At 61.0% G+C, this 11,996-nt stretch carries 11 protein-coding genes; 3 read left to right on the plus strand and 8 right to left on the minus strand.

Annotated elements, in window-relative coordinates:
- Window positions 1–155 precede the first annotated feature (155 nt).
- Window positions 156–527, plus strand: coding sequence for a VOC family protein (locus NKG60_RS14825; RefSeq protein ID WP_352664508.1), 372 nt, complete (start codon window positions 156–158; stop codon window positions 525–527).
- A 74-nt stretch (window positions 528–601) separates the two neighbouring features.
- On the opposite strand, the gene NKG60_RS14830 is transcribed toward NKG60_RS14825, so the two are convergent.
- From NKG60_RS14830 to NKG60_RS14850, 5 genes are all read right to left on the minus strand, one after another.
- Entirely contained in the window at window positions 602–1,798 is a 1,197-nt protein-coding gene (locus tag NKG60_RS14830; protein WP_352975046.1) for a glycoside hydrolase family 172 protein, read from the minus strand.
- Between the two features lie 24 nt (window positions 1,799–1,822).
- On the minus strand, window positions 1,823–2,665 hold the full coding sequence (locus NKG60_RS14835) for a carbohydrate ABC transporter permease (protein ID WP_352664504.1): 843 nt from the start codon (window positions 2,663–2,665) through the stop codon (window positions 1,823–1,825).
- Window positions 2,658–3,584 carry a carbohydrate ABC transporter permease gene (locus NKG60_RS14840; protein WP_352975047.1) on the minus strand — a complete coding sequence of 309 codons (927 nt, stop codon included), beginning with the start codon at window positions 3,582–3,584 and terminating at the stop codon, window positions 2,658–2,660. Before NKG60_RS14840 ends, NKG60_RS14835 begins: the two co-directional genes overlap by 8 nt.
- A gap of 21 nt (window positions 3,585–3,605) precedes the next feature.
- Window positions 3,606–4,958 (minus strand): ABC transporter substrate-binding protein, encoded by a 1,353-nt coding sequence (locus NKG60_RS14845; protein WP_352664500.1) that lies wholly within the window; start codon window positions 4,956–4,958, stop codon window positions 3,606–3,608.
- Between the two features lie 73 nt (window positions 4,959–5,031).
- Window positions 5,032–6,036 (minus strand): LacI family DNA-binding transcriptional regulator, encoded by a 1,005-nt coding sequence (locus tag NKG60_RS14850; RefSeq protein ID WP_352664498.1) that lies wholly within the window; start codon window positions 6,034–6,036, stop codon window positions 5,032–5,034.
- Window positions 6,037–6,933: 897 nt separating this feature from the next.
- Here NKG60_RS14850 and NKG60_RS14855 point away from each other — a divergent pair.
- Window positions 6,934–7,398, plus strand: a complete 465-nt coding sequence (locus NKG60_RS14855; protein WP_352664496.1) for a hypothetical protein — start codon at window positions 6,934–6,936, stop codon at window positions 7,396–7,398.
- A gap of 39 nt (window positions 7,399–7,437) precedes the next feature.
- Here the strand turns inward: NKG60_RS14855 and NKG60_RS14860 are convergent, their stop codons facing one another.
- The 3 genes from NKG60_RS14860 to NKG60_RS14870 all read right to left on the minus strand — a co-directional run bounded on the left by NKG60_RS14860 (window position 7,438) and on the right by NKG60_RS14870 (window position 11,217).
- Window positions 7,438–8,112 carry a response regulator gene (locus NKG60_RS14860; protein WP_352664494.1) on the minus strand — a complete coding sequence of 225 codons (675 nt, stop codon included), beginning with the start codon at window positions 8,110–8,112 and terminating at the stop codon, window positions 7,438–7,440.
- The gene (locus NKG60_RS14865) at window positions 8,109–9,164 is read right to left on the minus strand and encodes a sensor histidine kinase (RefSeq protein WP_352664492.1); all 1,056 of its coding nucleotides are present in this window, start codon (window positions 9,162–9,164) and stop codon (window positions 8,109–8,111) included. Before NKG60_RS14865 ends, NKG60_RS14860 begins: the two co-directional genes overlap by 4 nt.
- Before the next feature lie 535 nt (window positions 9,165–9,699).
- The gene (locus NKG60_RS14870; RefSeq protein WP_352863329.1) at window positions 9,700–11,217 is read right to left on the minus strand and encodes a S10 family peptidase; all 1,518 of its coding nucleotides are present in this window, start codon (window positions 11,215–11,217) and stop codon (window positions 9,700–9,702) included.
- A gap of 280 nt (window positions 11,218–11,497) precedes the next feature.
- Here NKG60_RS14870 and NKG60_RS14875 point away from each other — a divergent pair, with 280 nt between their 5' ends.
- Window positions 11,498–11,995, plus strand: coding sequence for a hypothetical protein (locus tag NKG60_RS14875; protein WP_352664488.1), 498 nt, complete (start codon window positions 11,498–11,500; stop codon window positions 11,993–11,995).
- The last annotated feature ends 1 nt before the right edge of the window (window position 11,996 follow it).

Here is an 11,996-nt window from a genome sequence, read left to right on the forward strand (position 1 = left end):
GAGACCAGTCCTCACGTTGCCCGAACCCGGATATCTCTTGCCGGACATCTCTTGACTGACTGAGCGGCCCGCGCCGACAATGGCATTGGGAAGATGGCGGGATTTCGCCCACGGTGTCCGGCACCACTTACCGATCAAGCTGCGAAAGGACTGTCATGGATTGGAAGCTGGAACTGGTCCCGGTCCCCGTATCGGACGTCGATAGAGCAATCGCCTTTTATGTTGGTAAGGTCGGCTTTCATCTCGATCACGATCACACCGTAAGCGACGAGATACGTTTCGTGCAATTGACGCCGCCCGGTTCGGCCTGTTCGATTGCCATGGGCAAGGGCCTCGTCGACAGCCCGCCGGGATCCATGAGGGGCCTGCAACTGGTCGTGCCCGATATCGACGAGGCGCACCGGTACCTGGCCGCTCAAGGCATCGAGGTCAGCGATATCAAGGATTTTCCCTGGGGCAGATTTGTCTTCTTTGAGGATCCCGACGGTAACACCTGGTCTGTCCAGCAACTTCCACCTCGCAGCTGAGGCGGCGCGCTACGGCAGGGTGATCCCGACGCAGACAGCGCGGGATGCATGGCTCAATTCGAACGCATGCCGGCCTAACGCCTCTTCTCGTCGAAGGCGGCATTCCAATTGTGATAAGGCGCGCGATAGGTGGGGATGCGGTCCTCGACATCGGCAAGCGCTTCGAACGGTTTGTGCGGTTCGGCCTGATACCAGAAGGCGACCGACGAGACGTCGTCCGAGCGGCGATTGGCGTGACCGTGCTCGATGGTCACCCGGATGCGTTTGTGGAAGATGACCGGGTCCTCTATGTGCCAGCGATAGAGCGTAACCGGCTCGGTCCAGTTCGGCCCGCCGGCAGCGATGATGCCGTGATAGGGCGCGCTGTAATCCTGTGTCGGGCACCATGCCGTGTTGAAATAATCTTCCGTGCCGGTGCCGTGCAGCGTTGGCGGCCAGGCATCGTTGACGCCGGGGCTGGTCTCGCCGCGATCTCCGATCAGTTCGGCCTTCGGTCCGATACGCGGATCGGGCTTGCGCACCGTATCCGGCACGGAAATGCCCGGCTCGCCGTCAACGAAGATCATGTCGTCGCCCTCGCCGTACCAGTCCCATAGTGCGGAACGCCGGCGCGAATAGACGGAATAGAGCACGCCGACATAGTGGCCGTGACCTTCAGCCTCCAGGATGGTGTAGTTGCCGTTCCCGTCGGTGTTTTCCCCGCCAAACAGGACCTGCTCGTTGGCCAGCCCCGTCTCGTCTATGCCATCAGGTCGTTGCTGCCTGTATTGGGCGTGGAAGCGGCCCAGGCCTTCCTCGAGTTCCTCATGCAGTTCGAGATCGACATAGTAATAGAAAAGCAGGTCGTCCTCGGCCTCATTGGTGACGGTGAAGCGCATGTGGCTGGCAAACGGCATCGGAAAATAGCAGTTGAAGGCCTTGCCATCCTCTGGACTTGCCTGCACCGGCAGGCTGGCAAAATTGCGGGTGCGAGCATGCCCTATGCCGAAGAAATCGCCGATCGGCGTTTCGATGCTCGGATGTTCCTCGCCATCCCAGTACGCGCGCAGCACGATCTTGCGCAGGAATGCCTCGCTCTTGCAGGCGAGCGTCGCCCAGATATGCGTGACGATGCCGGCACCGTCGTGCTCGGCAATCACCACCGTCTGGCCGGGTTCTATGTGCAGCCGGTCGTCATTGCCGCCGGTGCGGTCGTAGCTTGAAAACCGGCGGGTTTTGGCGTCGCGCAATTTGGCGAGCCCGCGAAGCGGCGACAGGCCGGCATTGTCCATGTGTTTCTCCTCTTGCTTCAGCGGTTATTTCAGGCCGCTTGTCTTGATGGATTCCATGATCTGGCGTTGGAAGATCACGAAAAGAACCAGCATCGGCACGGCGACGATGGTCGAGGCGGCCATGACGTAATTCCAGGCGGCGGCGTACTGGCTCTTGAAATTTGCGATCGCAACCTGCACCACCCAGAGGTTGAGGTCCGACGTGATCGTCAGCGGCCACAGGAAAGCGTTCCAGTTGGCGAGGAAGAACAGGATCGCCAGCGCCGACAGGATCGGCCGGCTGAGCGGCAGGATGATGCTCCAATAGATGCGCCAGTAGCCGGCGCCGTCCATGATCGCGGCCTCTTCCAGTTCCCTGGGCAGCGACAGGTAATATTGCCTGAGCAGAAAGATGCCGAATGCGTTGAAGATCGCCGGAATGATCAGCCCGGCATAGCTGTCCAGCATGTGCAGCATCCGCGTCAGGATGAAAAGCGGCACGATGATGACCGGAAGCGACACCAGGAAGGTCGAGAACATGGCGAGGAACAGGGTGTCGCGGCCCGGAAAACGCAGCCGTGCGAGCGAATAGCCGGCCATCGAATGGAAGAACAGCGCAGCGACCGTCACCGTCGCCGACACGAAGAACGAATTGAAGAGATAGCGCAGGAACGGCACCTCGGTCAGCACATAGAGGAAATTGCCGAGCGTCGGCCGTTCCGGCATGAGGCTCGGCGTGAAGACGTCGCTCGCTGGCTTCAGCGAGATGACCAGCATCCAGACAAGCGGGAATACCGTCATCAGGCCAAGTGCGGCGGTTGCCAGCATCCAGGCAAGTCTCGCCGCCCGTATCTGCGAAAGGCCGGAAGGAGTTCGGCCGTCAGTCATGCTCGAAGCGCCCGCCGCGCGTCAGCACGAAGAAGAAGACCGTGACCAGCATCAGCGCCAGCACCAGCAGCGATGCCATCGCCGACGCATAGCCGAAGGCGCCGAACTGGAATGCCTGCTTGTAGATGTAGATGATCAGTACCGAGGTCGAATTGACCGGACCGCCCTTGGTCATCACATAGATCAGGTCGAAGACCTGGCCGCCGGCGACAGAAGCGACCAGCGAGACCAGGAGGACGAAGAAGCTGGTCGGCTTGAGCAGGGGCAAGGTAATGTACCAGAAGCTGGTCGCCGGCCCGGCGCCGTCGATCTTCGCGGCTTCGTAATACTCCGCTGGGATGTCCTGGAGCCCGCCGAGGAAGATCAGCATGTAGAAGCCCATCAGGAACCAGACGCTGACCAGCACCAGCGTGAACAGCGCGAGGTTTGGGTCGCCGAGCAGCGAGATTCCGCCGAGGCCGACGAGCGGTGCCAGCCGGCTGACGATGCCGACCTTTTCGACCAGCATGAGCTGCCACACGAGCGCCACCACGACCAGACTGACCATCTGCGGCGCAAAGAACATCGAGCGCATGACCGCGTTGAAGCGGTTGGTCTTCTGCACCAGAAGCGCCAGTCCCAGTCCGGCGACGTAGAGCGCCGGCACCAGCATGACGGCATAGGCCACGGTCACCTTCACGGACGACCAGAACAGCGGGTCGCCCCACATGCGCCGATAATTGCCGAGCCCGACGAATCTATAGCCGCCGAAGCCGTTGACTTCGAAGAACCCGACGGCGAGCGAAAGCAGCATCGGCACGCCGACGAACACCAGCAGGCCGAGCGCATCGGGCAGGACGAACAGCCATGCAGCGTAGCGCTCCCTTTGCTTGGCGGTGAGGCCGCGGGCGGAATTCGCGCCCGCGGCTGGCGGTTTCATCTGATCCATGCTGGAAAGGACCTAAAGGATCGGCGCGCCGGAATAGGAAGCGAGGAACGCGTCGAGTTGCTGACTGGCCGTCGTTGCCGCCTGCTGGGCATCAACCCCGCCAAGCTGTGCCGACTGGATGGCGTCGGAGATGATCTTGTAGGCTTCCGGCGGAACCCGCGGCTCGGCGCGCGTCCCCAGATGGATCTCCTTGGCGAAGGTGCCGAACTTGCCCGTGCTGAAGACATCGGCGCCGGCCTTCAGCGCGCTGTTGCGCGGTGGCATATCGCTCTTGGCGACAGTGCACCAGTTTACGACACGGTCGATCGAGGCTTGGTCCATCGAGGCCAGCGCCCAGGCGCAGAACTGGGCGGAGGCATCCGGGTTCTTGCCTCCGGCATTGGCGACGAAGGCCCAGCCGCCGCCGACGGTGACGTATTTGCCATTGGCCGGCGTCGGCAATTTGAAGATGCCGTAGGGCACGTCCTTGGCGTTGTTGTCCATCGCCGAAATGCCCCAGATGCCGCAGTTCTGCATGGCGCACAGCCCCGCCCCGAGATTGGCGACGATGTCGAAGCCGCCGCCGACCACCTGACGCGGCGCCACGCCGGTATTGATGGCGTCCTGCCAGAGTTTCAGCGCCTGGACGGTGGCCGGAGAATCGAAGGCGCTCTTGCCGTCCTTGCCCTGGAATTCGCCGCCGCCCTGCCACAGGAACGGATACCAGGTGAAGTTCTGGTAATAGCCGGGAGTCGTTTCGAACAGCACGCCGTAGCGGCTGGGCGTCGTCAGTTTTTTGGCGACCGCCAACAGCTCGTCCCAGGTCTTCGGCACGTCGTTCTCGTTGAGCTTTGCATCCTCGAACGCTTTGACCGAATAGTAGAAGGCCATCGGCTCGACTTCCATCGGCACGCCGTAGATCTTGCCGTCCACCATGCGGTTGGCGATGACGCTTTCCGGGAAATCGGCTTTGGCGGCATCCTCGATATGCGGCGTCAGGTCGGCAAGCACGCCGCCATTGTAATAACGCAGGAAATCGCCGGGGCTGATGAGGAAGATGTCGGGGCCCTCGCCCGACGCGAAGGCCGTCGCCAGCTTGGAGCCGGAGATGTATTCGCTGTTGACGACATATTCGAGCTCGACCTTCTGGTCGTGGCCGTCGTTCCAGTCGGCCACCAGCTTTTCGAACCACTGGACCTGCGGCTTCACGTCTCCGCCAGGCGCATAGAACTGCCAGAATTTCAGCGGCGCTTCCTGAGCGCGCACGGCCATCCTGTTGATAAACGGGAAGCCTGTGAGGCCGGCGGCGAAAGTAGCGCCGGCCTGGATCAGCCGACGGCGGTTCAGGCTGGCCAATGGCCGGCCGCGGGTCGTTTTGTCAGTCATCAATTCCTCCCTTTGATGTTGTTCGGTCGAACGTTGGCGAAGGGACCTCCGTTCCCATTGCCGGCATCTGGCGTCACGCGCTGTCGAATGGGCTCAACGCGCATGGGATCACTTCGGTGCGCGGCGCGCCCTCGACTTTGGCACCCAGCCGTTCGAGCAGCATTTCCGTGGCGAGCTTGGCAAGCATTGTCGGACTGTTGCCGACACGGGTCAGCTTCGGCCTGACATATTCCAGTTGAGGCAGGTCATCGAAGACTGCGATGGCGATATCCTGAGGGATATTGATCCCATGGTCGTAGAATTCGGTCAGCGCACCGGAGGCCATCAGATAATTGGCGAAGAACATCGCCGACGGCAGGTTTCCGCCGTGCTTCTCCTTAAGCCAGGTAACGGCTTCCCGTCCCGACGGAGCAAGATAGCTTCCCTCGAACCGCAGATCGGCGGAGATTGGCACGCCATTGTCGGCGAGCCCTTTTTCGAAGCCGGCGGCACGCGCCATCGCCTCCTTGAAAAAGGAAGGCCCGGTGACATGGGCGACGCGGCGATGGCCCCTCTTCGCCAGATACTCGCCCATCAGATAGCCGCCGCCGAAATCGTCCAGCTGGACGCTGTCGACAGCATGGTTCGGCAGATGGCCGATGAAGACGGCGGGCAGATCGAGGCTGAGCAGTTCGCTGTGCATGCCGTGCAGCGCGAAGTCGGCAACGATGACGCCGTCGACCCGCTTGCGCCCGATCTGGCGTAAATATTCGCGGCCGTGATCCTGTGAATGTCCGCCCGGCACGTCGGTGTTGAAGATCAGCATGTCGAGGCCCACCACCTCGAGCGTCGACTGCGCCGTTTTCACCAGTTCCGGATAGAACGGGTTGCGGATGTCCGGGATCAGCATCGCGATGATGTTGGTGCGGCCGGTGCGCAGACTTTGCGCCTGCGGGTTCGGCGTGTAGCCGAGTTCGTCGATCGCCGCTTGTACACGTTCACGCAGCGATTTCGATACCCGGTCCGCATGGTTGATGACATGCGACACGGTCGTGCGCGACACGCCCGCTCGCGTAGCAACTTTGGAAATCGTGCTCATGGTTTGGTAGGTTATGAGCATGTGAATGCATTTGCAAATCGATTTTTACCGATGTCTCGCAAGTTAGGGCAGTCAGGCGGATTGCGCAAATGCCAAAAGAAAGGCCGGACTGTTAAGCCCGGCCAAGTGTGAAGGTCTACAACCTCCAGAGGGGAACGCGCCGGACGCAATGGGAGGAGACATCCGACGCAATTCGCATATGGGTCTGTATTGGTGCCGTTTCAACGATGCGGCAGTAGACCAACGGCGTTGCTGCCATAGAGCCAGAAACGCAAAGCATTCGAAGGGGGCGGTGGATCGCAACTGCCAGTTGGACACAAAGGTCGCCGAATGCAGGGCGGCTCCTGGGATAGGGACTTCAGTCTGTAGGCCTATCGACCAAGGACCCGCGCAGCCAAACTTTGGTCCGAGGCTGCTATCGCAAAAGCCCGAAATGCGAGAGTTTCAGGAACTGAGTTCCGAGGAGCCCCGTTGCGATGCCGACTGTTACAGGAGGCCGCCATGGACCCGAGCATTCACCAGGCACGTTGGCTGCTTTTTCCGTTATTTGGCCTGTGTTTCGGGGTCGCGGCCATTGGATTTATTGTTGGCTGACGGTGGAAGTCGGCGCTACCGCAGAGAGACGCAACCAAGGGAAGGCAAAAGACTTGCGCAGTAAATAGTCCCTTCCTGCGCTAGCGAGACCCACCAGTTACCATCGTGGGACTGGTGGGTCTTGACCTTACCGGATACAAACCGTTGTTTTAAGCATCAAACGAACTCGAACAGGAGGCAGCACGACAGGTCCGTATGATTAAAGGGATTTCCGACATGCGACTGGCAAGTTCATTGATGACGACCCGGAGACGAAGGACCGGATCTTCACGAGGACGTCGTGTCGGCATTTCTGTAGTCGTCTTGACCTTCGTTCTCGTCGTGAGCCCCTATCGCGTCGTGTTCGATGGACCGTCGCCGACGCTCGGCCTGCAGGCTGCCTGGGCCAAAGACGGCGGCAACGGCAATGGCGGGAACGGGGGCGGGAACGGGAATGGGAACGGCAATTCGGGCAATTCGGGTGGAAACTCCGGCAATTCGAACTCGAACGCCGGTGCCGGCAAGGGCAAAGCAAAGTCGCAGGACGACAATCTCCCTGATCCCGTCCCTGCGGTAAACCCGGACAGCAGGCCAAGACTCTTTATCAATGCCATCACGGGGGACCGGGTCGAGGTAAGTGGGCCGAGCATTGGCGTGGTGCATTCGAACGGCCTCAGCGAGCGCATTGATAGCGGCCAATATGAAATGCGGGATGCCAAGGGTCGCACCATCATTCGGCGCCTGGCGACGCGTTCCGATCGGGACAGATTGCTTGAAATGATCAACTGAGGCTCAGTTCACATCGCCGCGCCGTGCGGCAATTTCGGCTCAAGCATGATCGCGAACAGTCGGATGCTGGCGCTCAGTCGCATCGCGCAAGGTCATCGCGGCTTCGGTCCTGTTGCTTACGTTGAGCTTGGCTAGGATTCGCGTCATGTGGTGCTTTATCGTCTTCTCGTGCAGGTTCAGTCGAAGCCCGATCCGCTTGTTGCTCAGTCCCCCGGCAACCAGCGTCAGGATCTCCCTTTCGCGGCTGGTGAGATCGGCAAGTCCGTCAGCTTTCGCCGGCTCTTTTGATTGAGCAGACAGATCCGCCAACAGGCGCGCCGACAATTGTGGACAGACATATCGTTCGCCCGACGCTACCGTGCGCAGGATCGCAGCCAACGTCCTCGACCCGACCCCCTTCAGTACATAGCCCCTTGCCCCGCTCTGCAACGCGGTCATCACGTGCTGGTTTTCTTCCGAAACGGTCAGCATCACAATTTTCAGTGCCGGATGCCGCTCAAGGGCCGGTCCGATCACGCCAAGGCCACCTCCAGGAACCGAGATGTCCATCAGCAGAATGTCGGGCCGCTGGTCTTCGATTATCCGCAGGGCATCGTCTCTGCTGCTTCCTTCACCGACGATCTCGAACCCGCCGATCTGATCGAGCGTGCGCACAACGCCTTCCCTGAACAGCGGGTGGTCGTCGACGATGGCGAGCTTGATGGCTACTGTCATGTCTGCCCCATTTCAACGATGTTGAGGGCCATTCTTACGACTGTGCCACTCTGTGAGGAAGTCACGGTAAACTGGCCCCCGAGGCTTTCAACCCGCTCGCGCAGCCCAACGAGTCCCAGTCTCTCGGGACGCACGATTCGCGGGTCAAAACCCGCGCCGGCGTCGGCCACTTCGATACAAACGCGCTCGCCGTCGAAATGTTTCTCCACCGACTGACCTTCACCTCCGGCATGACGGAATCCATTGTTCAGCGCCTCCTGGACGAAGCGGAAGATGCAGATCTTGGCCGCCGGCGACAACGGGGTATGGCCGCCGGTCATCGATAATCTCACTTTGACGCCGGTTCGTTCTTCGTGCGCCTGTACGGCTAGCTGGAGAATTTCACCCAGCTCGGCATGCTCGATATGCGGCAGGACAAGGCCCTTGCTGATGCTCCTGATCTCGCGCATGGCATCGTCCAGATGTGCTTTGATGGCCAGCAATTCCTGTGCACGCTTCGATTGCGGCGTAGCGGGATCGGCAATGACGGGGCTGTCGATCCCCAGCGCCGCGAGAGCGACCAATTGCGCGGGGCCATCGTGCAAGTCCGCACCGATGCGCCTGAGATAGCGTTCGTTAAGTGCGGTGGCACGCTGCGAGGCACGCTGGACCCGCAGCCTCAACAGTCTGTTTTGAGCAAGCAGATCGGAAAGCTCGGCAATGCGCTGCTTCAACGAGCGGCTCTGCGAACTGATCGTGCGGCTGCCACGGAACACGATTGCCGACAGCCCGAGAAAGAAGGCCGCCGTGACGGCGGCAACGTCCAGCCAGGTTCGAATGAGTGCCTGATGCAGGTTTCTTTCAAAATCAGTGGCGACCTCGTAGAATTCCGAAACGGCCACCACTTCCCCCGACCATGGCTGCAGCACCGGATTGTAGATCTCGAGGAGATGCAAGCCGCTGGCTCTTTCGGCCTCGCTGTCCGGATCGTCGAGCTTGTCGAACTCCGAAACCATTTGGCCTGCGAATGCCGCCCGAAGATTGTCGCCGGGTTCAAAGCGCTTGCCGATCAATGTCTTGTCGGTCGAATACAGGATGGTTCCGTCGCGACGCCAGAGCTTGAAGGATTCGAGCCTTGTGCCGAGTGCCCCTTGTCCCAGCGTTTCATCGAGCGCGTGGGCGACGCTCTCGTCGAGGACTTCGCTCTTGCGCATATCCGGAAGCAGCGGCGCAATAACGCTATCCACGTAAAGAGCCGTAGCGGAAGCCGAATTCTGCGTGACCACGGTTTCGATATGGTTCGTGACGGAAATCCCCACCACCACCATCGCCGACAGGGAGAATAGACCGCCCGCGAGCAGGAACTGCGTTGCCAGCGACAGCGCATTCCAGCGGTCGACAAGGCTTGTCAGCCTGTGTGGCCTGGTATTCCGAATGGCCCGCTCGGCAGCACGCCGCACCAGTGGCGCGATTCTGGAGAGCCGGCTAATCCGCTGTCGAACGTCGCTAAAAGACGCCATCCTAGGTGTGTAACCGATCAATCGCGATGGAACTAGGGCCTGATGAGAGGGCGAACAGCGCATCCGGCGCTTTTTTGCGCAAACCGTCTCATTGCGTCGTTCGGTAAAGCTCGGACGCGGCCTCCTTCAGTGCCGCCCGTCCATCCGGCCTCAGATACATCATGTGCCCCCCCTCCAGCACCTCGGTGCGAATGGGCTTTGCACCGGCAAGCGAAGGAAGTTGACCAAGCAGGTAGCGCGAGCCCATGTACGGCGTCACCAGGTCGCTGTAGCCGTTGACGATCAGTACGCCGAGGCTGGGATTCAGCGTGCGCGCCTGCTGAAGGTCGTCCATGACACCCGCATAGCCCTGACGCGTCGCGCTCGTCCCATAGTCCCAGTTGCCGCTGACTTCACGGTTGAGAAGCCGATAGCTGATATCCGTACGGAAGTTCAATTCATCACGCACATAGCCGACGAAAGCGGAGGTGAGCGCCGGCACGCTTCGGTCGAGCACCGGATCGGGACCCTCGACTCCCAGGCTCTCTGGCGCCACGTCCGCTGTCGCGATGTTGCCGTCATAGGCGCTGAGAACATTGCCCTTTGCCCGTGCAAACTCCTTGGCGAACAGCCCTATGGGAATGCGTGCAAAGTGCCGCTGGACGAGATCGAGCGGCAGACCGGTGATTGCGGCGACACGCTGGCTCGCCAGGCGTCCACCCTGCTCCAGCCCACCGGCCAGCGCGGCCAGATAATCGCCGAGCGCATAGCGTTCGACTTCCGCCAGCCGCTCCTGCAGAGCAGGGCCGGAAACGCCTTCGCTATGCAGGCGCACTGCCGCCAGCGACGGCAGTTCGAGCGCCCAGTGGAGCGGCTGGAACTCGTCCGGGCGCACCAGCGTGAATTCGAGCGCCGGCGAAATCAGCACGACGCCGCTCGGGCTGATGCCGATGTCTTCCTGAAGCTTCCTGGCGAGCAATGCTGCTCGAAAGCCGCCATAGCTTTCGCCAGCCAGGAAGACAGGCGATGCCGTACGGTTGGTCTGCGCCAGATAGAGCCGGATAAACGCGCCTATCGACGCGGCGTCCTGGCTGACGCCCCAGAAGCTGTGTGCTTCCGTGCCGGGCGCTTCACGGCTGTAACCGGTTCCGACAGGGTCCACAAAGACCAAGTCGGTCATGTCGAGCCAGGTGTCGGGGTTGTCGAACAGCCTCTGCGGCGGCGGCAGGAAACTTCCATCGGCCGCCGTCGCCAGGACCCGCGGACCGAGCGCGCCGAGATGAAGATAGGCGGAAGCTGCTCCCGGACCGCCATTGAACACGAAGGTGATCGGGCGGCGCGGATCCGGTCCCGTTTCTTTCCCGGAATGCAGTGCATAGGCGACATAGAAAATCTCGGCGGTGATATCGCCTTTGCCGGACGGTAATGACAGCGTGCCGGCCTTGGCCTCGTAATCGAGCGTGCGTCCGGCAATGACGATCGAATGATCGGAAATCTGCGGCGGTGGCAGGAGCGAGAGAACCCCGCCTGTGGGCGGCGGCCGCTGGGCCGTCTCCGCGTGACCGACCCCAACTCCGGCAACCAACAGCAGAAGAGCGAGGGCGATTTCTTGCAGCTTGATAGGCATGACGTCTCCGGACCAATTGGCTGGAAACTAGCACACCGTCGGCCGAACCAAAGTCACAGCACCGTGCGCCAGTACATCTGACAAGAAGGGGTCGGGTTTGGAAATCCGATGCCCCCGCGGAAGATAGGGCGCTACGGTCACGGCGGCAGCCTCAACTTCTTGCAGCAGATACGTGCGGCGGAATGGCGGACCAAACGACTTCGTGAATTTTCTGCCGGTTGACTCGATTGGCCCACTTCCTAGGTTGGCACTCGGGCCTCCCGCGCAATCCGAAGTTGGTATGACATCTTTCCACACCCAAAAGCTTGCCCTTCTCCTTCTATCGGCAAGCGCCGCCATCCTGTCATCCTGCGTCATGCCTGACGACACGTCGAGCACTGCAAAGGAGGACGCCACGGCGGCGGCAGCCCGCAGGGAGATGGTCGGCCTTAGCGAGGCGGACGTTCGAATGTGCGCCGGCTTTCCGACCGCCACTGCCGATGTCGGCAAATCCGGTCAGATCTGGACCTATCAGCGCGTCGTTCAACGCGGCAATCTCAACATTGCCGTTCCGACGGTGGCCATTGGCCCCGTCCCGGCGCTCGGAGGTTCCGTCAACGTCGCCCCCGGCGGCTATTGCAACACACAAATTCGAATGGTTGACGGTCATGTTGCCGAGGTTGCCTACGCCGGCGACAACAACCTGCCGAACAACCGCGATGCGCTCTGTGTCAGCACGGTAGACGCCTGTGTCGCCTATGCCCGTCGGTATCGTCCAAGCAGGGCAATGGGCAGATAGC

This window comes from Mesorhizobium sp. M1428, from assembly GCF_040317515.1.
Lineage (GTDB): Bacteria > Pseudomonadota > Alphaproteobacteria > Rhizobiales > Rhizobiaceae > Mesorhizobium.

Bases quoted from the DNA above. Each gene is read 5' to 3' on its own strand.
- NKG60_RS14840 (WP_352975047.1), bottom strand. From the start codon at position 3,584: ATGAAACCGCCAGCCGCGGGCGCGAATTCCGCCCGCGGCCTCACCGCC.
- NKG60_RS14850 (WP_352664498.1), bottom strand. From the start codon at position 6,036: ATGAGCACGATTTCCAAAGTTGCTACGCGAGCGGGCGTGTCGCGCACG.
- NKG60_RS14825 (WP_352664508.1), top strand. From the start codon at position 156: ATGGATTGGAAGCTGGAACTGGTCCCGGTCCCCGTATCGGACGTCGAT.
- NKG60_RS14860 (WP_352664494.1), bottom strand. From the start codon at position 8,112: ATGACAGTAGCCATCAAGCTCGCCATCGTCGACGACCACCCGCTGTTC.
- NKG60_RS14835 (WP_352664504.1), bottom strand. From the start codon at position 2,665: ATGACTGACGGCCGAACTCCTTCCGGCCTTTCGCAGATACGGGCGGCG.
- NKG60_RS14845 (WP_352664500.1), bottom strand. From the start codon at position 4,958: ATGACTGACAAAACGACCCGCGGCCGGCCATTGGCCAGCCTGAACCGC.
- NKG60_RS14830 (WP_352975046.1), bottom strand. From the start codon at position 1,798: ATGGACAATGCCGGCCTGTCGCCGCTTCGCGGGCTCGCCAAATTGCGC.
- NKG60_RS14875 (WP_352664488.1), top strand. From the start codon at position 11,498: ATGACATCTTTCCACACCCAAAAGCTTGCCCTTCTCCTTCTATCGGCA.
- NKG60_RS14870 (WP_352863329.1), bottom strand. From the start codon at position 11,217: ATGCCTATCAAGCTGCAAGAAATCGCCCTCGCTCTTCTGCTGTTGGTT.